At 66.1% G+C, this 19,728-nt stretch carries 20 protein-coding genes; 16 read left to right on the plus strand and 4 right to left on the minus strand.

Features of this window, described 5'->3' with window-relative positions:
- Nucleotides 1–79 precede the first annotated feature (79 nt).
- The 3 genes from NP511_RS06085 to NP511_RS06095 all read right to left on the minus strand — a co-directional run bounded on the left by NP511_RS06085 (nucleotide 80) and on the right by NP511_RS06095 (nucleotide 2,578).
- Nucleotides 80–1,225 carry a pyridoxal phosphate-dependent aminotransferase gene (locus NP511_RS06085; protein ID WP_049964826.1) on the minus strand — a complete coding sequence of 382 codons (1,146 nt, stop codon included), beginning with the start codon at nucleotides 1,223–1,225 and terminating at the stop codon, nucleotides 80–82.
- Nucleotides 1,222–1,644 (minus strand): 6,7-dimethyl-8-ribityllumazine synthase, encoded by a 423-nt coding sequence (gene ribH, locus NP511_RS06090; RefSeq protein ID WP_006650286.1) that lies wholly within the window; start codon nucleotides 1,642–1,644, stop codon nucleotides 1,222–1,224. Before ribH ends, NP511_RS06085 begins: the two co-directional genes overlap by 4 nt.
- Nucleotides 1,645–1,744: 100 nt before the next feature.
- A complete protein-coding gene (locus NP511_RS06095) occupies nucleotides 1,745–2,578 on the minus strand; it encodes a DUF4097 family beta strand repeat-containing protein (RefSeq protein ID WP_049964827.1) in 834 nt (277 codons plus the stop codon).
- Nucleotides 2,579–2,725: 147 nt separating this feature from the next.
- Here NP511_RS06095 and purK point away from each other — a divergent pair, with 147 nt between their 5' ends.
- From purK to NP511_RS06175, 16 genes are all read left to right on the plus strand, one after another.
- Complete coding sequence (purK, locus tag NP511_RS06100; protein WP_049964828.1) at nucleotides 2,726–3,928, plus strand: 5-(carboxyamino)imidazole ribonucleotide synthase; 1,203 nt, start codon at nucleotides 2,726–2,728, stop codon at nucleotides 3,926–3,928.
- A 102-nt stretch (nucleotides 3,929–4,030) separates the two neighbouring features.
- A complete protein-coding gene (locus tag NP511_RS06105) occupies nucleotides 4,031–4,342 on the plus strand; it encodes a hypothetical protein (RefSeq protein WP_006650283.1) in 312 nt (103 codons plus the stop codon).
- Between the two features lie 52 nt (nucleotides 4,343–4,394).
- On the plus strand, nucleotides 4,395–5,036 hold the full coding sequence (locus tag NP511_RS06110) for an AIR carboxylase family protein (RefSeq protein WP_049964829.1): 642 nt from the start codon (nucleotides 4,395–4,397) through the stop codon (nucleotides 5,034–5,036).
- A 274-nt stretch (nucleotides 5,037–5,310) separates the two neighbouring features.
- A complete protein-coding gene (locus NP511_RS06115) occupies nucleotides 5,311–5,718 on the plus strand; it encodes an NADH-quinone oxidoreductase subunit A (RefSeq protein WP_006650281.1) in 408 nt (135 codons plus the stop codon).
- Complete coding sequence (locus NP511_RS06120; RefSeq protein WP_006650280.1) at nucleotides 5,715–6,422, plus strand: NADH-quinone oxidoreductase subunit B; 708 nt, start codon at nucleotides 5,715–5,717, stop codon at nucleotides 6,420–6,422. The genes NP511_RS06115 and NP511_RS06120 overlap by 4 nt, the downstream gene beginning before the upstream one ends.
- Nucleotides 6,419–8,074, plus strand: coding sequence for an NADH-quinone oxidoreductase subunit D (locus tag NP511_RS06125; protein ID WP_049964830.1), 1,656 nt, complete (start codon nucleotides 6,419–6,421; stop codon nucleotides 8,072–8,074). Before NP511_RS06120 ends, NP511_RS06125 begins: the two co-directional genes overlap by 4 nt.
- A gap of 1 nt (nucleotide 8,075) precedes the next feature.
- Nucleotides 8,076–9,173, plus strand: coding sequence for a complex I subunit 1/NuoH family protein (locus tag NP511_RS06130; RefSeq protein WP_006650278.1), 1,098 nt, complete (start codon nucleotides 8,076–8,078; stop codon nucleotides 9,171–9,173).
- Nucleotides 9,170–9,631 carry a NuoI/complex I 23 kDa subunit family protein gene (locus tag NP511_RS06135; protein WP_006181257.1) on the plus strand — a complete coding sequence of 154 codons (462 nt, stop codon included), beginning with the start codon at nucleotides 9,170–9,172 and terminating at the stop codon, nucleotides 9,629–9,631. Before NP511_RS06130 ends, NP511_RS06135 begins: the two co-directional genes overlap by 4 nt.
- A gap of 41 nt (nucleotides 9,632–9,672) precedes the next feature.
- Entirely contained in the window at nucleotides 9,673–9,945 is a 273-nt protein-coding gene (locus tag NP511_RS06140; protein WP_006650277.1) for an NADH-quinone oxidoreductase subunit J, read from the plus strand.
- Complete coding sequence (locus NP511_RS06145) at nucleotides 9,942–10,337, plus strand: hypothetical protein (protein WP_049964831.1); 396 nt, start codon at nucleotides 9,942–9,944, stop codon at nucleotides 10,335–10,337. Before NP511_RS06140 ends, NP511_RS06145 begins: the two co-directional genes overlap by 4 nt.
- Entirely contained in the window at nucleotides 10,334–10,639 is a 306-nt protein-coding gene (gene nuoK, locus NP511_RS06150; protein WP_006181260.1) for an NADH-quinone oxidoreductase subunit NuoK, read from the plus strand. The genes NP511_RS06145 and nuoK overlap by 4 nt, the downstream gene beginning before the upstream one ends.
- Nucleotide 10,640: 1 nt before the next feature.
- Nucleotides 10,641–12,698 (plus strand): NADH-quinone oxidoreductase subunit L, encoded by a 2,058-nt coding sequence (nuoL, locus tag NP511_RS06155; protein ID WP_049964832.1) that lies wholly within the window; start codon nucleotides 10,641–10,643, stop codon nucleotides 12,696–12,698.
- Nucleotides 12,695–14,218 (plus strand): complex I subunit 4 family protein, encoded by a 1,524-nt coding sequence (locus tag NP511_RS06160; RefSeq protein ID WP_049964833.1) that lies wholly within the window; start codon nucleotides 12,695–12,697, stop codon nucleotides 14,216–14,218. Before nuoL ends, NP511_RS06160 begins: the two co-directional genes overlap by 4 nt.
- On the plus strand, nucleotides 14,218–15,744 hold the full coding sequence (locus NP511_RS06165; RefSeq protein WP_049964834.1) for an NADH-quinone oxidoreductase subunit N: 1,527 nt from the start codon (nucleotides 14,218–14,220) through the stop codon (nucleotides 15,742–15,744). Before NP511_RS06160 ends, NP511_RS06165 begins: the two co-directional genes overlap by 1 nt.
- A gap of 46 nt (nucleotides 15,745–15,790) precedes the next feature.
- Complete coding sequence (locus NP511_RS06170; RefSeq protein ID WP_049964835.1) at nucleotides 15,791–17,287, plus strand: DHH family phosphoesterase; 1,497 nt, start codon at nucleotides 15,791–15,793, stop codon at nucleotides 17,285–17,287.
- Nucleotides 17,288–17,361: 74 nt separating this feature from the next.
- Nucleotides 17,362–18,189 carry a CBS domain-containing protein gene (locus NP511_RS06175; protein ID WP_006650271.1) on the plus strand — a complete coding sequence of 276 codons (828 nt, stop codon included), beginning with the start codon at nucleotides 17,362–17,364 and terminating at the stop codon, nucleotides 18,187–18,189.
- Between the two features lie 8 nt (nucleotides 18,190–18,197).
- On the opposite strand, the gene gatB is transcribed toward NP511_RS06175, so the two are convergent.
- Nucleotides 18,198–19,694, minus strand: coding sequence for an Asp-tRNA(Asn)/Glu-tRNA(Gln) amidotransferase subunit GatB (gene gatB, locus NP511_RS06180; RefSeq protein WP_049964836.1), 1,497 nt, complete (start codon nucleotides 19,692–19,694; stop codon nucleotides 18,198–18,200).
- Between the last annotated feature and the right edge of the window lie 34 nt (nucleotides 19,695–19,728).

A 19,728-nucleotide genomic window follows, 5' to 3' on the forward strand; every position in this document is an offset into this window, starting at 1 on the left:
CGGAGTGAAAGTGGTTTGAATAACCGACAGAACGGTGTCGATCGAGGACGGATCGAAGAAATCTATCCAGACAGCGCTTCTAGAGGTAACCTTCCTCGGCCAGCCGCTCGATACCCTCCTCGAGCCGTTCCTCGCTCGCGGCGTAGGAAATCCGCGCGTAGCCGGGGGTGCCGAAGGCGCTGCCGGGGACCGTAGCGACGTGGGCGTCCTCGATCGCGCCCTCGCACCACGCTTGATCGTCCTCGTCGACCGGCAGCATCATGTAGAACGCCCCCTCGGGTTCGGCGACGTCGACGCCGTGGTCGTCGAGCAGGTCGATGACGAGGTCGCGCCGGTCCTCGAAGGCGTCGACCATCTCGGCGACCGGTTCCTCGGTCTCGAGGGCCTCGAGGCCGGCGTGCTGGACGAAGTTCACGGCCGAGGAGACCGAATGGCTGTGGAGCTTGCCGGCCTGGTCGATCAGCTCCTCGGGGCCGGCGAAGTAGCCGAGCCGCCAGCCGGTCATCGAGTAGGCTTTCGAGAAGCCGTTGACGGTGACTGTGCGGTCGGCCATCCCCTCGAGGGTGCCGAGGCTCGTCGGTTCGACGCCGTAGGTGATCTCCTTGTAGATCTCGTCGGAGATGACGGTGATATCGTGTTCGACGGCGAGATCGCGAACGCCCTCGAGCGCGGCGTCGGAGTAGACCGCGCCGGTGGGGTTCGAGGGGGAGTTGACGACGAGCAGTTCGGTCTCGTCGGAGACGGCGGCCGCGAGATCGTCGAGGGCGGGCTCGAGCTGGAAGTCGGTTTCGGCGAGGTCGACGCGGGTGAGGTCGCCGCCGGCCATCTTGACCATGGCCTCGTAGGAAACCCACGCGGGGTCTAACAGGACGACCTCGTCGCCGTCCTCGACGAGGGCCTGGACGATCTCGTACAGCGCCTGCTTCGCGCCGGGCGTGACGATGATCTCGTCGGTCGTGTGTTCGAGGCCGTCGGCGGCCAGCTTGTCGGCGATCGCTTCGCGCAGTTCGAGGATGCCGGCGGAGGTGGTGTAGCCGGTGTGGCCGGCGTCCATCGCCGCCTTCCCCGCCTCGACGATGTTCTCGGGCGTGGGGAAGTCGGGTTCGCCGACCGAGAGGTCGACGACGTCTGCGCCCTCGTTCTCGAGTTCGGTCGCGAGTGCGGAGATGGCAAGCGTTGCGGACGGTTCGACTCGGGAGACGCGGTCGGTGAATTCCATCGTCATTGTTGGGAATCGGAAGCCGGTAGTTCGTCGACGAGATCGAGCGCCCCCTCGACGGCTGTGGCCGCGTTCTCGACGCGTTCGCGGGCCTCCGCGGCGGACATTCCTGGCCCGGTCACGCCGAGGGTCACGGGCGTGTCACGCTCGAGACTCACGTCGGAGAGTCGCTGGGCGGTGGCGTCGGTGATTACCTGATCGTGGTCCGTGTCACCGGTGATGACGGTCCCGACGACGGCGACGGCGTCGACGGCGTCACGGCGCGCGAGCCGGTCGGCTGCAAGCGGCGCGTCGTACGCGCCGGGGACCTGGACCGTCTCGTACACCTCGGCACCAGCGGCGGTGGCCGCTTCGAGGGCCTCCTGCTCCATCTGCTCGGTGATCGGGCGGTTGAACTGCGCGACCACCAGTCCGAGCGTGATCATACGCGAGCGGTAGGGAGGGCGGGTAAAAGAGGTACCGTTCTCCGGCGGTCGACGGGGCCGCCCAATGGCGAACGGAGCCGCCGCGACGGCGGCTGCGTGACTAGTCGTCGGCCTCGCGTTGCACCGTCACGGAGCCGTTGGTCGTCTCGAGACGGAGCCGCCGGCTGCCGTCGCCGAGCGTTACCGTCGCGTCGTCCCCGTCGTCGGCCGTCACGCCGTCGAACCCCTCGAACGACACTTCACCGTTCGTCGCCGATGCGGTGACGGTCGCGTCGATCGACGGCGGGGTACGGACGGTGATCGAATCGTTGGTGGTCTCGGCGGTCAAGTCCCCGCCGTCCGCTGCGAGGGTTACGTCGATGTCGCCGTTCGTCGTCTCCGCCAGAACGTCGCCGCTGACCTCGGAGACCGTTATCGAACCGTTGGTGTTTTGGCTGGTCAGATCACCGTCGACCCCTTCGATGTCGATATCGCCGTTGGTCGTCTCAGCGACCACCTCGCCGGTCGCGTCCCGGACGGTGACGTCGCCGTTGGTCGTCTCGCCTCGGATCACGCCCACCTCGGCCGGCACCGTCGCCTCGAGGTCGAATTTCGGATCGGGACCGATCAGGAACGGGACGTCCTCGCTGACGGTCTCGACCGTGAGCCGGTCGTCGCTGCGCTCGCTCTCGAGGGTCAGCGACTCGAGGGACCCCTCCGTGGGGGCGGCCTTATGGCCGCGGATCTCGAGCGCGGTCGCGTCGTCCGCGGCTCCCTCGACGGTGACCGAGCCGTTCTCGGTGTCGAGCGACACCTCGCGTATCCCTTCGGTGTCGAACGTTTCGGTGACGGTTTCCGTTTCCCCTCGACCGGTCGCGAGACAGCCCGCGAGCGACGCGAGCGCGCCGAGGCCGCCCCCGGCGAGTACCCGGCGTCGGGAGACTCGTCGTTGCATGTTCGTGTCTGTGGGTTGCCAGCTCGATATATACTCCCTTCGGGTTTCCGACTCGGGTGTTCTCCCCGAGGGTTTTTATACGAGAACGGACCCGCGAGCGGTGGTGTTTGAGAATTCTTAAGCGCGGGCGACGAGAATCGGGGCGTAATGACGACGCTCCGAACGCCGGGCCCGACGGTCGGCGTGGTCGGTGGAGGACAGCTCGGGCGAATGCTCGCCGAGGCGGCCGCGCCACTGGGCGTCGAGGTGATCGTCCTCGATCCGACGCCGGACTGTCCGGCGGCACCCGTGGCCCGCGAGCAGATCGTCGCCGAGTTCGACGACGAGGCGGCGATCCGCGACCTCGCGACGCGGGCCGATGTCCTCACGTTCGAGATCGAACTGGCCGACCAGCAGGTCCTCGACCGCGTCAGCGAGGAGACGGGGACCCCCGTCCACCCCGACCCCGCGACGCTCGAGACGATCCACGACAAACTCGTCCAGAAACGCGAACTCGAGGCCGCGGGCGTCCCGGTCCCGCCGTTCCGCGCGGTCTCCGACGCCGATGACGTCCGAGCGGCGATCGACGACTACGGCGCGCCGGTGATGCTCAAAGCCCGTACCGGTGGCTACGACGGCCGGGGGAACGTCCCCGTCGAGTCGAAGTCAGAGGCAGAAGACGCCCTCGAGTCGGTCGCCGGCCCCGCGATGGTCGAGTCGTTCGTCGATTTCGAGCGCGAGATCTCGGTCATCGCGGTCAAGGGAGTCGCCGAACTTCGTTCGGCGAATCGCGAGGACGGACCTCGCAACGACAACGAAATCGCGACGTTCCCGATCGGCGAGAACATTCACGAGGACGAGATCCTGCGGGAGACCGTCGTTCCCGCACGCTCGATCGAGGCCGTCACCGAACGCGCCCACGCGATCGCGCGCGACGTACTCGACGTGATGGACGGGCGCGGCGTCTACGGGATCGAATTTTTCGAAGCTTCGGACGGCGAGGTCCTGCTCAACGAGATCGCCCCGCGCCCGCACAACTCCGGCCACTGGACGATCGAGGGCGCACAGACCTCACAGTTCGAACAACACGTCCGGGCCGTGCTGGGCTGGCCGCTGGGCTCGACCGCGCTGCGCTCGCCGACCGTGATGACGAACCTGCTCGGCGACGTAGAGGAGGAACGGTCCGCGCAACTGAGCGACCTCGACGAGATCCTCGAGACGCCCGGCGCGAACCTCCACTGGTACGGGAAACGGGAGGCCAGACCGCTCCGGAAGATGGGACACGTGACGGTGACCGGACGGGACGACGAGGGCGTCGACGAATTGCTGGAGCGGGCGGTGTCACTCCGCGAGTCCGTCACGTTCGAATAGCGACGCCACGCGGAATCGTTACGAACGTGTTCGCCCGAAACGACGGTCTCGAGCGCCGTACCGTAGAAAGCGTTTTACCGATCGCTCTGTTATTGCGTGGACATGATAGATAGCGAACGCGTCTTCGAGCGGCTTTCGGAGGGCCGCGGATCGGGCATCGACCTCGATCCCGAGCCGACGAGAGCGGACCTCCGTGATGTCGTCCAGGCGTTCAAAGCCGACGGGCTGTGTGGCCGGCGGGTCGCCGAGCAACGGCTCGTCCCGTATTTCATCGCGAACGACGGCTACGGGCAGCGCGAACTGAGCCTTCTCGAAGACGTCCTGGCCGAGGAGTACGAGGGGACCGATCTCTGCCTTCGCACGCGTCGCTCCGAGTGTAGCCGGCTCCGCGGCGGCTGTAAGGGGTCGCGCTGACACGGACCGCGAAGCCGTTCCTTTCATTGCGGCTGGGACGAAACCCCGGCGTATGACCGCATCGGCAGTCGAGGACCTAATCGACCGGCTACACGAGGAAGCGACCCAGGATCGACCGACTGCGGAGACGCCCGACGTGGGAATCGTCATGGGCAGCGATTCCGACCTCGAGACGATGATGACCGGCGGGAAGCGCCGAGGGGCCTACGATGCCTTCGTCGAGGAACTCGGGTTCGCCGAGCAGACCGACTTCGAGAGCCCACCCGACGAGCGGTTCACCTTCGAGACCTACGTCACCTCGGCCCACCGGACGCCGGACTTAATGACGGCTTACGCCGAGACGGCCGAGGAGCGCGGGCTCGAGGTGATCATCGCCGGGGCCGGTGGGAAGTCGGCGGACCTCCCGAACATGACCGCCTCCATCGCGTACCCGTTACCGGTGATCGGCGTTCCGGTCCAGGAGAAGTCCGTCGACAGCGTCATCGGGATGCCGACGGGCGCGCCGCTGGTCGCGGTCGACGCCGGCAAGTCCTTCAACGCCGCGCTCTCGGCCGCCCAGATCCTCGCCCGGCAACACGACGCGGTTCGCGACCGCCTCGTCGCCTACCACGAAGACCTACGAGCGGGCGTCGGCGACGTCTCTCGAGACCTCCACGACCGGGGGACGCCGGCGTTCCGGGATCGAGAGGAGTAGTCGCCGTCGCCTGCCGACGGCAGTGACCGTTCGGTCATCCGAACGGATTCGGCAGGAAGATATTACCGCCATAGCGCCGTTAAACAGGCCGTTTTCGGCCGTGAGTAATAGCCTGTTACCGGTTCGTTCGCTATTCATAGGGACACATATAGTATAAGGTGATTAATTACGAGGGTTCCGCGTTCGCTGAAGTCGCGTCTCGGCCCGTGTTTCCCCGAAAAACGAAGAATCAACCCTTATGTGCGTGCGGTTTGAAGCCCCGAACGTTACGGAGATGAATGATTGGATCGCCATCGGGGCGCTGGCACTCGTCGGGGTACTGATACCGCTCGGGATGATGTCGGTATCGTCTCTCCTGCGACCCACCGTGCCCGAAACGAGCAAACGCGCCACCTACGAGAGTGGCGAGATTCCGACCGGCGGCACGCGCATCCGGTTCAACATTCAGTACTACATGGTTGCGCTTCTGTTCGTCGTCTTCGATATCGAGACCGTCCTGTTGTTCCCGTGGGCGGTTGCCTACCAGGATGCCCTCGCGTCGCCGGAAATCTCGCTCGTCCGCGCGCTCGGACCGATGCTGCTGTTCGTCGGTATCCTGCTGGTCGGACTCGCGTGGGCGTGGCGCACAGGCGCAGTACAGTGGGCCCGGACGGCCGAACAACTGAAGGCTGACAGACAATGAGCAGCGACCAACCACGCCAGTCGATCTACGACAGCACCGCACCGTCGACGGACACCCGCGACTCGCGGATCGGTGAGGGTGCCGACGACCGCTTCAACTCCAAGCTTCGGGAGGCCTTCGGCTCCACGCCGTTCATCCTCACGAAGTTCGACAAGTTCATGAACTGGGTGCGGGGCAACTCCATGTTCATGCTCCAGTTCGGGATCGCGTGTTGCAGCATCGAGATGATGCACACCTACGCGATCAAACACGACCTGGACCGCTTCGGGGCCGGCGTGCCGCGGGCCTCGCCCCGACAGGCCGACGTGATGATCGTCCCCGGGACGATCGTCTCGAAGTTCGGCCCCCGCATGAAGCGGGTCTACGACCAGATGCCCGAACCCAAGTTCGTCGTCGGCATGGGCTCGTGTACCATCTCCGGGGGCCCCTTTCAGGAGGGGTACAACGTCGTCAAGGGCGCCGAGGAGATCATCCCCATCGACATCCACGTCCCCGGCTGCCCGCCCCGGCCGGAGGCGCTCGTCTACGGCATCGCGAAGCTCCAGGAACGGATCCGCAACGGCGAGTCCACGCCCGTCGTGGTCAAGCCCTACGAACTCGAGGAGTTCGGCGACCTGCCACAGGACGAACTCGTCCAGAAACTCGCCGACGACATCGACGAGGAGGATCTGGTCATGCGTTACAACTGGGCTGATTCGCCATGAGTACGGGACTCGAGCGCGACCCGGCGATCGAGGTATCGGAGGACGACCTCGAGGCGCTGATCGGCGATCGCGCGCTCGCGCGCGACGACCACCTGAACGCGCCGGGGTTCGTCGTCCGGCCGGACGACGTCCAATCGGTCCTCTCGGACCTGCGTGACGAGGCCGGCTTCGACCACCTCGCGAACCTCACGGCCCAGCAGTACGCCGACCGGTACGAGTCGATCTACCACCTCCGGAAGTACGCCGACCCGACCCAGGAGGTGTCGGTCGTCGTCCCGACGACCACCGACGATCCGGTCAGCCAGAGCGCCGAGCCGGTCTTTCGGACCGCCGACTGGCACGAGCGGGAGGCCTTCGACCTCGTCGGGATCGACTACGAGGGCCACCCCGATCCGCGACGGATCCTCCTGCCCGAGACCTGGCAGGGCCATCCGCTCTCCGAGGACTACAACCAGGAGAAGCCGCAGTTGGTGACCCTGAGCGAACACGCCAACCCGGTCCAGCCGGACCACCACGACGACGAGTCGGACACGATGTTTCTCAACATCGGTCCCCACCACCCGGCGACCCACGGGGTCCTCCACATCGAGACGGTCCTGGACGGCGAGACGGTCGTCGACGTCGACCCCGACATCGGCTACCTGCACCGCTGCGAGGAACAGATGTGCCAGCAGGGGACCTACCGGCACCAGATCATGCCCTACCCCGACCGCTGGGACTACGTCTCGGCCGGCCTCCTCAACGAGTGGGCCTACGCGCGCACGGCCGAGGACCTCGCGGACATCGACGTCCCGGAGTACGCACAGGTCATCCGGACGATGGGCGCGGAGCTGTGCCGGATCGCCTCGCACATGCTCGCGCTCGCGACCTTCGCACTCGACGTCTACGGCGACTTTACCGCCATCTTCCAGTACGGCATGCGCGACCGCGAGGTCGTCCAGGACATCCTCGAGGATCTGACCGGCCAGCGGCTCATGTTCAACTACTTCCGGTTGGGCGGAGTCGCCTGGGACCTGCCCGAACCCCGCGAGGAGTTCATCGAAAAGACCCGCGACTTCCTCGACGGACTGCCCGCGAAGGTCGACGAGTACCACGACCTGCTGACCGGCAACGAGATCTTTCAGGTCCGGACCCACGACACCGGAATCCTGGAACCGGAAGTGGCCAAACAGTACGGCTGTACCGGCCCTGTCGCCCGCGGCTCCGGCATCGACTACGACCTCCGGCGAGACGACCCCTACGGCTACTACGACAACCTCGAGTGGGACGTCGTCACCGAGGACGGCTGTGACAACTACTCTCGGGTCCTCGTTCGCATGCAGGAGGTCGAGGAGTCCGCGAAGATCATCGAGCAGTGTCTCGACCTGCTCGAGGACTGGCCGGAGGACGAACGCACTGTCCAGAGTAACGTGCCGCGGACGCTGAAGCCGGACGCGGACACGGAAATCTATCGCAGCGTCGAGGGCGCGAAGGGAGAACTCGGGATCTACATCCGCTCGGACGGGACCGACAAGCCGGGCCGGTTCAAGATCCGGAGTCCGTGTTTCCACAACCTCTCGGCGCTGCCCGAGATGTCCGAAGGCGAGTACATCCCGGACCTGATCGCGTCGCTTGGCAGCCTCGATATCGTCCTCGGGGAGGTGGACCGCTAGTATGCCCGGCACACAGACAGCGACCGCGACGCCGGCGCTGCCGCTGCAGGACACGGTCTTGCTCCCCGAACGGATCGGCGAGCTGACCGGCCTCGACGGATTCGGGCTCGGCGGCGAGTTGCTCGCGGCCTTCCTCGCAGCCTTCCTCATCGGGAACCTGATGCTGGCGATGACCGGCGTCGCGGGGCCGTGGGCGAAGCGAAAGATCACCGCCGCATTCACCGACCGGATCGCGGTCAACCGGCTCGGGCCGGCCGGCCTCTTCATCATCGTCGCCGACGCCGTCCGGCTCCTGTCGAAGGAACTGGTCATCCCGGAGAACGCCGACCGCCCGGCCTACGACCTCGCGCCGATCGTCGTCGCGTCGTCGGCGCTGCTTGGCTTCGCTGTGATCCCGATGGGCAACGGGATCCACCTCGCGGACCCCGAAGTCGGACTGGCGTACGTCTTCGCCGTCTCGGGGATCGCGAGTCTGGGCCTGGTGATGGCCGGCTACGCGTCGGCGAACAAGTACTCGATGCTCGGCGGGCTCCGGGCGGTGGCACAGAACGTCGCCTACGAGATTCCGCTGGTCATCACCGGGATGTCGGTCGTGATCTTTTCCGGGTCGCTGCAGATGGGGACGATCGTCGCCGAGCAACACGAAACGCTCGTGACGATCGCCGGGATCGACATCCCGACGTGGTACGCGCTGATCAACCCCTTCGCGTTCGTCCTCTTTCTGGTGGCGAACTTCGCGGAGGTCGGTCGCAACCCCTTCGACACGCCGGAGGCACCGACCGAGATCGTCGCCGGCTACCAGACCGAGTACTCCTCGGTCTACTTCGTGCTGATCTACCTCGGGGAGTTCCTCCACATCTTCCTCGGCGGGGCGATCATCGCGACGATCTTCCTCGGCGGCCCGGCCGGCCCCGTCCTGCCGGGCATCGTCTGGTTCATCATCAAGATCTGGGCGGTGTTCTTCGCGACCCAGTGGCTGCGCTCGGCGGTGCCACGGGTTCGAATCGACCAACTGATCGAGATCGGCTGGAAGGGCCTGCTCGTGTTGGCCTTCGCCAATCTCGTCTTGACCGCGGTAATCGTGGGGCTGATAGCATGATCGGGATACTCAAATCGATGGCAACGACGATGAAACACGCACTGGACGGCTCCACATTCACGGTGGAGTACCCGGAGACCGCACCGGACGTCTCGCCGCGCTTTCGCGGCGTCCACAAGTTCAGTCAGGAGCGGTGTATCTGGTGTCGCCAGTGTGAGAACGTCTGTCCGAACGATACGATTCAGATCGTGACGAACGATCAGCGACAGGGCGAACAGTACAACCTCCATATCGGACAGTGTATCTACTGTCGGCTCTGTGAGGAAGTCTGCCCCGTCGACGCCATCCTCCTGACGGAGAACTTCGAGTTCACCGCGGACACGAAACACGACTTCGTCTACAACAAAGAGCAGTTGAAGGCCGTCCCGTGGTACAAGGACATCGACCCGCTCGCCTCCCGCGAACCTGATCGCGGCGCGTGGGTCGGTGAAGGCGAGGGGGAGGTCGACTACCAGTAACGGGTCCGCCCGTCCCGTAAACGGGCACTATCAACACAACCATGAACTACGAGCTGATCGCGTTCGCGCTGTTCGCCGGGGTGACGCTGGCCAGCGCGGTGGGTGTCGTGCTCATGCAGGACCCGTGGCATTCGGCGCTCCTGCTGGGCGTGGCGCTGCTCAGCGTGGCGGTCCACTACGTGATGCTGGCGGCCGAGTTCGTCGCCATGATGCAGGTCCTCGTCTACGTCGGCGGGGTCCTCGTCCTCATCACGTTCGCCGTCATGCTGACCCAGCGCGACGACACCGAGACGGACGAGGTGGTACAGGCATGACGACCGGCCCGAAACTCCGACTCGGAAAGACGCTGGTCCCGGGGCTACTCGCCGTCGGACTGTTCGCCGTGATGGCGTTGATTACACTCAACGCCTCGTTCGGCGGCATGGAAGGGTTCCCCGAGGGGATCTCGGTTACGGCCGAACTCGGCTACGCACTCTTTGGCTACGACGAACTGCAAACGGTCGGCGGGACCGAACCGTTCCTCGCCGCCGTCTTGCTCGTCGCCGTCGCGCTCGATGCCGCGCTCGACGCCTCGCTCGTCCTCGCGAAACGCGAGGAAGGGGGCGAACCCGTCGCCGCGCTCTCGAGTGCGGACGAGGCCTCGAGCGAGACGCCGGAGCCGGCCGTCGCCGACGGTGGCACGGAGACCGGAGGTGACGACCGATGACCGTCGACGTACAGTACTACGTGCTGTTGTCGATGGCGGTGTTCTGTATCGGTCTCTTCGGCGTCCTGACGCGTCGTAACGCACTGTTGTTCCTGATGTCCGTCGAGTTGATGCTGAACGCGGCCAACATCAATCTGATCGCGTTCGCGTTCTATCACGGCAACCTCACCGGCCAGCTGTTCGCGCTGTTTACGATGGCGCTGGCCGCTGCCGAGGTGGCCGTCGGGCTCGGGATCATTCTGGTGCTGTATCGCAACTTCCGTGACGTCGACGTCACGGTACCGACGACGATGAGGTGGTAAGATGGCCACGATAGCAGCAGATCCGTTCGGATTCGCACCGGCGATCGCAGTGTTCCCGCTCGTAGCGTTCGTGATCACGCTCCTGTTCGGCAGGCAACTGCCGAAGAAGGGCGCGCTGCCGGGCATCATCGCGACCGGCGGGTCGCTCGTCGTCTCGCTGGTGATGGCCGCGGCCGTCGCGGGCGGCGACGCACATCACACGGAACTGTACGAGTGGACGGCCGGCGCAGCGGCGAGCGAAACCGGCGCGGAGACGATCGCCTTTACGTTCGGGATCCTGATCGATCCGCTCTCGGCGCTCATGCTGGTGATCGTCTCGCTGGTCGCCCTGCTCGTCCACGTCTTCAGCCTCGGCTACATGAACGCCGAAGGGGAGGCCGGGCTGCGGCGGTACTACGCCGAACTCGGGCTCTTTACCTTCAGCATGCTCGCGTTCGTCTTCGCGGACAATCTGCTGATGGCGTTCATGTTCTTCGAACTCGTCGGCCTCTGTTCGTACCTGCTGATCGGATTCTGGTTCCGCACGGAATCGGCCCCTTCGGCCGCGAAGAAGGCGTTCCTGGTCACCCGCTTCGGTGACTACTTCTTCCTGATCGGGGTCGTCGCCATCGCGGCGACGTTCGGCACGGTCGGCTTCGCCGGCGAGGGGTCGTTCGTCACGGCCGCCGAGACGGCGATCGAGGACGGCGCGACGCTGTTCGGCTTCGACGCCCAGACGTGGGTGACGATCACCGGGCTGCTCGTACTGGGCGGCGTGCTGGGCAAGTCCGCGCAGTTCCCCTTCCACACCTGGCTGCCCGACGCGATGGAGGGTCCGACCACCGTCTCCGCGCTCATCCACGCGGCGACGATGGTCGCGGCCGGGGTCTACCTGGTCGCCCGGATGTTCGGCTACTACGCGCTCTCGCCGACCGCGCTGTCGATCATCGCCTTCGTCGGCGGCTTCACCGCCCTGTTCGCGGCGACGATGGCCGTCGTCAAAGACGACGTCAAGCAGGTGCTTGCCTACTCGACGATCAGCCAGTACGGCTACATGATGCTCGGGCTGGGCGTCGGCGGCTACGTCGCCGGCGTCTTCCACCTGATGAACCACGCCTTCTTCAAGGCCTTACTGTTCCTCGGTGCTGGTGCGGTCATCATTCTGATGCACCACGAACAGGACATGTGGGAGATGGGCGGCCTGAAAGACAAAGCGCCCGTCGTCTACTACACGTTCCTCGCTGGCGCGCTCGCGCTCGCGGGGATCGTCCCGTTCTCCGGCTTCTGGTCGAAAGACGAGGTACTGTTCGACGCGCTGGCCGTCGGCCTCTCCGAACCAGTCATCCTCGCGGCCTACGCGATGGGACTGGTGGCCGTGTTCTTCACCGGCTTCTACACGTTCCGGATGGTCTTCCTGACCTTCCACGGCGAACCCCGGTCCGACACCGCCGAGGACCCCCACCCGGTTGGGTGGGCGGTCAAGGTCCCGCTGCTCGCGCTCGGGACCCTTGCCGCCGTCGCTGGCCTCGTGAACATGGCCCCGATCGCGAAGCTCGCGGGGGTCGACATCACGTTCCTCGAGTTCTGGCTCGACGGCGAGTACGGCTACGTCGAGGGACTGACCTACCACCACTACCACGAGACGGTCGCCGAGATGGCCTTCGAAGAATCCTACATCGGCTCCGAGACGACGACGATGCTGCTGAGTGCTGGGCTCTCGCTTGGGCTCGCACTTGCCGGCGCGTTCACGGCACACACGCTGTACAACGTGCCCGACCCGGACCGCCACACGACGAAACTCGGCGGCGCCTACAGCGTCCTCAAAAGCAACTACTACCAGGACGAGTATCAGGTCTGGCTCGCCGAAGGCTTCACCCTGCCGCTGGCGCGGGCAGCCGACCGGTTCGACCAGACCGTCATCGACGGCGTGGTCAACGGCACCTCACAGATCAGCCTGTTCGGCAGCGACTGGGTGAAACGGATCCAGACGGGTATCGTGACTAACTACGCGGCGCTGTTGGTGGGCGGGTTCATCGCCTTACTGCTCGTCCTCGGCTATCTCGGAGGGTGGTTCGCATGATGATCGAAGCACTGATCGCGGTCGCACTGATCGGCGCGCTCGTTACGTTCGTCGCGCCGAATCGCATCGCCGGCAAGCTGGCCTTCGCGATCAGCCTCGTGCCGGCGGCCCTATCGCTGTGGCTGTTCGGGACCTTCGACGGCAGCGGGAACGCCCTCCGGGGCGGCGAACTCGCCTTCGAATCACAGGCGGCCTGGCTCGAGATCGGCGACTACTCGATCTCGTGGTTCGTCGGCCTCGACGGGATCAGCCTCCCGCTGGTCGTCCTGACGACGATCCTCTGTACGCTCGCGATCGTCAGCTCGTGGACCCCGATCGACGAACGCCAGTCGCAGTTCTACGGACTGATCCTGTTCATCGAGGCGATGCTGATCGGCGTCTTCTCGGCGCTCGACTTCTTCCTCTGGTTCGTCTTCTGGGAGGCGGTCCTGATCCCGATGTACCTGCTGATCGGGATCTGGGGCGGCCCGCGCCGGAAGTACGCCGCGATCAAGTTCTTCGTCTACACGAACGTGGCGTCGCTGGTCATGTTCGGCTCCTTCGTCGCGCTGGTCTTCGGACTGGGCGACGTGACCTCCTTCGCGCTGCCGGAGGTCGCGACCGCGATGCTCGAGGGCGGGCCCGACGGCCTGTTCGGTCTCAGCGGAACGACCCTCGCGTCGGTCGTCTTCATCGGCCTGTTCCTCGGCTTCGCGGTGAAGGTGCCGATCGTGCCGTTCCACACGTGGCTGCCCGACGCCCACGTCGAGGCACCGACGCCGGCCTCGATCCTGCTGGCCGGCGTCCTGCTGAAGATGGGGACCTACGCACTGCTGCGGTTCAACTTCACGATGTTCCCCGATCAGGTCGAGACCTACGCGGTGCCGATCGCGGCGATCGCCGTCATCAGCGTCATCTACGGCGCGATGCTGGCGCTGGCCCAGACCGACTTAAAGCGGATCGTTGCCTACTCCTCCGTGTCGTCGATGGGCTATGTCATCCTCGGGCTGGTCGCGTACACTCAGTTCGGGGTCGGCGGGGCGACCTTCCAGATGATCTCCCACGGGCTGATCTCCGGACTGATGTTCATGGCCGTCGGGGTCATCTACAACGCGACCCACACCCGGATGGTCACCGACATGTCCGGGCTGGCAGACCGGATGCCGATCGCGGTCGGCGTGCTGATCGCCGGCGCGTTCGGCTACATGGGACTCCCGCTGATGAGCGGCTTCGCCGCCGAGTACTTCATCTTCTTCGGCTCCTTCGGCTCCGAGCTGCTGTCGTACTCGGCGCTGTTTACCTCGCTGGCGATGTTCGGCATCGTCATCGTCGCGGGCTATCTCCTCTTCGCGCTCCAGCGGACCGTCTTCGGCCCGTATCGACTCGAAACCGACTACGAGGTCGGCCGCGCCCCGGTTCACGACGTCGCGTCGCTGCTCGTGTTGCTCGGACTCGTCGTCCTGCTTGGCGTGGCCCCCGACCTGATCTTCGACATGATAACCGACGCAATCGATCCGATCGTCCAGGGAGGTGACCTCTGATGGCGGTCATCGACCTCCCCCAGTGGCTGGCGCTCGCACCGGCACTGATACTCGCCGCGACGGCGCTCGTGCTGTTCGTATTCGACAGCATCAACCCGCACTCGACGAACCGAACCGTCCTCTCCGGGACGACCGTTATCGGCGCGTTGGCCTCGCTGGCCGTCGCCGTCTGGTACGCCGCCGCGGGCGTCGGTGCGACGGGGATCGAGAACTACGGCGTCATCGACATCATGGACGGCCAGTTCGTCGTCGACCAGCTAGCGCTGTTCTTCATGATCGTCGTGGCGATCGTCACCGCCTTAGTCGCGGTCGCGAGCCACGACTACCTGCAGGACCACACCTACCAGGCCGAGTACTACTCGCTGCTGGTCCTCGCGGCAACCGGAATGTCGATGATGGCCGTCTCGAACAGCCTCGTGACGGTCTTCATCGCACTCGAGCTGACGAGCCTGCCGTCGTACGCCCTGGTTGCGATCTTGAAGGACAACCGCGGCAGCGTCGAAGCCGGCCTGAAGTACTTCCTGATCGGCGCGCTGTCGTCGGCGATCTTCGTCTACGGCGTCAGCCTGGTCTACGGCGCGACCGGCTCCTTGCAGCTCGAGGCGATCGCGGCGAACCTCGACGCGGCCGGCGAGATGGGCGGCCTGCTCGGACTGGGCATCCTGATGCTGATCGGCGGCATCGCGTTCAAGACTGCCAGCGTTCCGTTCCACTTCTGGGCACCGGAAGCCTACGAGGGCGCGCCCGCACCGATCTCGGCGTTCCTCTCGTCGGCCTCGAAGGCCGCCGGCTTCGTACTCGCCTTCCGCGTGTTCACGACCGCGTTCCCGCTCGAGGCGACGACGGCGGTGATCGGCGTCGACTGGACGTGGGCCTTCGTCATCCTGGCGATCGTCACGATGACGCTCGGCAACTTCGCAGCGGCGACCCAGGAGAACGTCAAGCGGATGCTCGCTTACTCCTCGATCGGCCACGCGGGCTACGTGCTGATCGGACTGGCGGCGCTCTCGACGTCCTCCGGCGACCTCGTCATGGGCGCGGCGATGATCCACCTGCTGGTCTATGGCTTCATGAACACGGGCGCGTTCCTGTTCGTGGGGCTGGCCGAATACTGGGGCGTCGGCCGTACCTTCGAGGACTACAACGGGCTCGCGACCCAGGCACCGGTCGCCTGCGCCGCGATGGCCGTCTTCATGTTCAGCCTCGCGGGCATCCCGCCCTTCGGCGGGTTCGGGAGCAAGTACCTCCTGTTCAGCCACACGATCGAGGCAGCCACCGAGAACACGGCGCTGCTCGCCGCCGCCGCGGCGCTCGTGATCAACAGCACGCTCTCGCTGTACTACTACTCCCGGCTGGTCAAGGCGCTGTGGATCGAGGAGCCGCTCCGCGAGCGGGACACGCTCGCGAAACCGACCGGCCTCTACGCGGCGATCGTCGCCGCCGCCGTCGTGACCGCGGTCATCCTCGCGGCCTTCGGTCCGATCGCCGACGTCGCGACCGAGGCGGCCGCGACGGTCGTCGGCTGAGCCGCACCCGGTAGCTTTTACCCGCCGGGGTCGCAAGCCGCGACAAATGTGTTTCCGGCTCGTGTTCGGCTGCGGCTCCGTCTGTCGGGGAGTCATCGATCATCTCGCCGAGCGCGACGGCCGACTGCTCGTCATCACCGACGACGCGGGCGTCGTCGAAACGCTGCGAGACGAGAGCATCCCGGCTCGAGACGGTGATCCGAGCGATCCAGCGACCGTCGCCGCCGTCGACCAACCGGACGTGATCTTCGTCGGCAGCGACCGCACCGACGTCAACCGGGCCGCGCTCGAGGCCGCACGCGATCGGTTCCCCGGGGCCGCGATCGTGGCCTATCTGGGCGGCAACGCGACGGCCGCGGATCGAGAGCGCTTCGACGCCCTCGCGGACAGAGTCGTCGGCCCCGCGAGCGCGCTGTCGGAGTGGGTCCTCGCGGAAGCGGCGAGCCCGTCGGCCGAGTCGGCGATCGAACTCCGAGACCAGCTTGCCGGGATCGACGGCCGGCTCGCGGTCATGGCCCACGACAACCCCGATCCCGACGCGATCGCCAGCGCGGTCGCGCTGGCCGACATCGCCGAGTCCGTCGGCGTCCCGGCCGACGCCTGCTACTTCGGCGACATCTCCCATCAGGAGAACCGGGCGATGGTCAACTTACTCGAGTTGGACCTGCGGAACCTCGGACCCACGGAGTCGCTCGAGGAGTATTCGGCCTTCGCGCTGGTCGACCACTCCCGGCCGGGGGTCAACGACCAGCTCCCGACGGAACTGCACGTCGACATCGTCATCGACCATCACCCGCCGCGCGGGCCGGTGCCTGGCGAGTTCGTCGACCTCCGTCAGGGTGCGGGCGCGACCAGTACCGTCCTGACCGAGTACGTCGAGCGGTTCGATCTGGGGTTCGATCCGTCGATGGCGACGGCGCTGTTGTACGGCATCCGGGTCGACACGAACGACTTCACCCGCGAGGTCTCCCCCGCCGACTTCCGGGCTGCGTCGGTGCTGTCGCCCCACGCGGACGCGTCGGTCCTGCGCCAGATCGAGCAGCCGTCGCTCGAGGGCGACACCCTCGAGACGATCGCGCGGGCGATCAAGAACCGGATCCAGCGCGACTCGGTCGCGGTGGCCAGCGTCGGCCGGATCGGCGACCGGGATGCGCTGCCCCAAGCCGCCGACCAGCTGCTCGCGATGGAGGGCGTCGAGACGACGCTTGTCTTCGGCTTCAACGACCAGATGGTCTACGTGTCGGCCCGCTCGCGGGCCGCCGACGTCGATCTCGGCGAGACGCTCCGGGACGCGTTCGACCGGATCGGCAGCGCCGGCGGCCACGCCGACATGGCCGGCGCACAGCTCGAGATCGGCATTCTGGGCAGCGCCGACGACGAGGCGGAGATCGAGTCGATCGTCAGCGTCGTCGAGGAGGTGATCACCAACCGCTTCTTCGAGGCGATCGAGACGCGGCCGGGGGTCCCGGTCGGGGCCTACACCCAGACCAGCGAGTGGCTGTTCACGAAACGTGGCGAGCCGGACGGCGGCGAATCCGCGTGAGCGCGTGACGGGTGGGCGGCCGCGATGAGGCGTCAGTGACAGTACTTTTGCGCGCGGCCGCCGTCGGTCCGCGTATGGAGGTCGTGTCGGACCGAACGAAGCCCAAGGTCAAAGACTACATGACGCGCGACGTCGCGACGGTATCGCCGGACGAAACCGTCGGCGAGGTCTCGGCCCGGATCGCGGAGAGCGACGAACACAGCGGCTTTCCGGTCTGTGAGCGCCGCCGCGTCGAGGGCTTCATCAGCGCCCGCGACCTGCTGCTGGCCGACGACGACGATCCGATCTTCACCGTGATGGCGACCGATCTGCTGGTCGCCCATCCCGACATGAAGGTGACCGACGCCGCGCGGGTCATCCTCCGATCGGGCATCCAGAAGCTCCCCGTCGTCGACGACGCGGGCAACCTCGTGGGGATCATCTCCAACGCCGACGTCATCCGCAGCCAGATCGAGCGGGCCACTCCGGAGAAGGTCGGCAAACTCAAGCGGACCTTAGAGCAGATCCACGAGATCGAACTGGCCGAGGAACGGCGTACGGTCGCCCTCGCCGACCTCACACCCACCCAGGGTCGGGTCTACGCCGACGAACTCGAGGGCCGCCGGTACGAACTCGAGCGGGGGCTGGCCGAGCCGCTGGTGGTCATCGACAACGGTGGCACGCTCCTGCTGGCCGATGGCCACCACCGCGTGCTGGCGGCCGACCGGCTGGACATCGACGAAATGGACGCCTACGTCATCGTCATCGATCACGAGATCGATCTGGGAATGGCCCGCACGGCGGAAAAGGAAGACTTGGAACGGATCGACGACATCGACGTCGTCGACTACGCGCGTCACCCGCTCGTCCAGACGACGAAGCGACTCCAGTCCGACGGCAGCGGAACGGACGACGAGCAATAGCGCGGGACTTAGCCCTCGAGTTCGGCCCGCAGCAGCTGGTTCACGTCGCCCGGATCCGCACTCCCGCCGGTCTTCTGCATGACCTGCCCGACCAGGAAGTTGATCGCGCCGTCGTCACCGCTCTCGTAGTCGTCGACGGCGTCGGGGTTCTCGTCGATGGCCTCGACGACCGCTTGCTGGACTTCGTCCTCGCCGGTCTTGCCAAGTCCCTCCTCGGCGACGACCTCGTCGGGGGTTCGGCCGTCGTCGAGCATCGACCGCAGGACGGTCTCGCGGGCGTTTTTCGCCGTGATCTCGTCCTCGGCGACGAGTTCGACCAGGCGTTTGATCTCCTCGAGGCGGCCCTCGATCTCCGTAATTTCGATGTCGCGGTAGTTGAGTTCACCCAGCAGGTTGTCCGCGACCCACGTCGCCGCCAGATCGGGGTCGAACTCGCCGGCGACGTCCTCGTAGAAGTCCGCGACCTGCTTCGTGGAGGTGAGTTTGGAAGCGGCCTCCTCGCTCAGGCCGTACTCCGCCTGGAACCGCTCGCGGCGGGCCGAGGGAAGTTCCGGGATCGCGATCTCGTCTTTCCAGTCCGAGACCCGCAGCGGCGGCAGGTCGGCCTCCTCGAAGTAGCGGTAGTCCTTCTCCTCCTCTTTCGAGCGCATCGAGACCGTAATACCGCGGGACTCGTCCCAGTGACGCGTCTCCTGCTCGACCGCGCGGCCCCGTTGGATGGCGTTTTTCTGGCGGGTCTCCTCGTAGGCCAGGGCCTTCTCGGCGCCTTTGTGGCTCGAGATGTTCTTGACCTCGGTTCGGTTGGCCGACTCGAGTGCGTCGATCCCGATCTCGTCGGTGTCGTCGCCCTCGATGTCTTCCTCGGGAATGATCGAGAGGTTGGCGTCGATCCGCAGGCTGCCGTCGCGCTCGGCGTCGAAGACGCCTAGGTACTCGAGGACCTCCTCGAGTTCCGCGAGGAAGGCCCGGACTTCGCCGGGGCTGCGGAAGTCCGGCGCGGTGACGATCTCCATCAGCGGCGTCCCGGCGCGGTTGTAGTCGACGAGGGTGTACTCCGCGGAGTCGATGCCGCCACCGCCACCGACGTGCTGGAGGCTACCGGGGTCTTCTTCCAAGTGGGCCCGTTCGATCGCAACGGTCCGGCGCTGGCCCTCGACGGCGATCTCGAGGTCGCCGTCCTGACAGATCGGCTCGTCGTACTGGGTGATCTGGAAGTTCTTGGGGAGGTCGGGGTAGTAGTAGTTCTTCCGGTGGAACCGGGTCTCCTCGGGGATGTCGGCGTCGATCGCCTTGCCGATCTTGACCGCGGCTTCGACGGCCCCCTCGTTCAGCACCGGGAGCGCCCCCGGCAGGCCGAGACAGACCGGGCAGACGTTCTCGTTGGGCTCGTCGCTCGGCTCGGTCGAACAGCCACAGAAGATCTTCGTGTCGGTCTCCAGCTGGACGTGGACCTCGAGCCCGATGACGGTCACGAGGTCGCCCTGCTGGACGGTCTGGGCAGTCATTAGAGGCGATTCGGCCCCACAGGGGTAAAACGTA

The sequence above is a fragment of the Natrinema thermotolerans genome, assembly GCF_031165565.1.
In the GTDB taxonomy this organism is placed as follows: Archaea; Halobacteriota; Halobacteria; order Halobacteriales; family Natrialbaceae; genus Natrinema; species Natrinema thermotolerans.

Excerpts from the sequence above, each read along its gene's own strand:
- NP511_RS06145 (WP_049964831.1), top strand. The coding sequence starts at position 9,942 with ATGACGACCGGCCCGAAACTCCGACTCGGAAAGACGCTGGTCCCGGGG.
- NP511_RS06105 (WP_006650283.1), top strand. The coding sequence starts at position 4,031 with ATGATAGATAGCGAACGCGTCTTCGAGCGGCTTTCGGAGGGCCGCGGA.
- NP511_RS06115 (WP_006650281.1), top strand. The coding sequence starts at position 5,311 with ATGAATGATTGGATCGCCATCGGGGCGCTGGCACTCGTCGGGGTACTG.
- NP511_RS06175 (WP_006650271.1), top strand. The coding sequence starts at position 17,362 with ATGGAGGTCGTGTCGGACCGAACGAAGCCCAAGGTCAAAGACTACATG.
- nuoL (WP_049964832.1), top strand. The coding sequence starts at position 10,641 with ATGGCCACGATAGCAGCAGATCCGTTCGGATTCGCACCGGCGATCGCA.
- NP511_RS06125 (WP_049964830.1), top strand. The coding sequence starts at position 6,419 with ATGAGTACGGGACTCGAGCGCGACCCGGCGATCGAGGTATCGGAGGAC.
- NP511_RS06085 (WP_049964826.1), bottom strand. The coding sequence starts at position 1,225 with ATGACGATGGAATTCACCGACCGCGTCTCCCGAGTCGAACCGTCCGCA.
- gatB (WP_049964836.1), bottom strand. The coding sequence starts at position 19,694 with ATGACTGCCCAGACCGTCCAGCAGGGCGACCTCGTGACCGTCATCGGG.
- NP511_RS06160 (WP_049964833.1), top strand. The coding sequence starts at position 12,695 with ATGATGATCGAAGCACTGATCGCGGTCGCACTGATCGGCGCGCTCGTT.
- ribH (WP_006650286.1), bottom strand. The coding sequence starts at position 1,644 with ATGATCACGCTCGGACTGGTGGTCGCGCAGTTCAACCGCCCGATCACC.
- NP511_RS06140 (WP_006650277.1), top strand. The coding sequence starts at position 9,673 with ATGAACTACGAGCTGATCGCGTTCGCGCTGTTCGCCGGGGTGACGCTG.
- NP511_RS06130 (WP_006650278.1), top strand. The coding sequence starts at position 8,076 with ATGCCCGGCACACAGACAGCGACCGCGACGCCGGCGCTGCCGCTGCAG.
- NP511_RS06170 (WP_049964835.1), top strand. The coding sequence starts at position 15,791 with ATGTGTTTCCGGCTCGTGTTCGGCTGCGGCTCCGTCTGTCGGGGAGTC.
- NP511_RS06165 (WP_049964834.1), top strand. The coding sequence starts at position 14,218 with ATGGCGGTCATCGACCTCCCCCAGTGGCTGGCGCTCGCACCGGCACTG.
- purK (WP_049964828.1), top strand. The coding sequence starts at position 2,726 with ATGACGACGCTCCGAACGCCGGGCCCGACGGTCGGCGTGGTCGGTGGA.
- NP511_RS06135 (WP_006181257.1), top strand. The coding sequence starts at position 9,170 with ATGATCGGGATACTCAAATCGATGGCAACGACGATGAAACACGCACTG.
- NP511_RS06095 (WP_049964827.1), bottom strand. The coding sequence starts at position 2,578 with ATGCAACGACGAGTCTCCCGACGCCGGGTACTCGCCGGGGGCGGCCTC.
- nuoK (WP_006181260.1), top strand. The coding sequence starts at position 10,334 with ATGACCGTCGACGTACAGTACTACGTGCTGTTGTCGATGGCGGTGTTC.
- NP511_RS06120 (WP_006650280.1), top strand. The coding sequence starts at position 5,715 with ATGAGCAGCGACCAACCACGCCAGTCGATCTACGACAGCACCGCACCG.
- NP511_RS06110 (WP_049964829.1), top strand. The coding sequence starts at position 4,395 with ATGACCGCATCGGCAGTCGAGGACCTAATCGACCGGCTACACGAGGAA.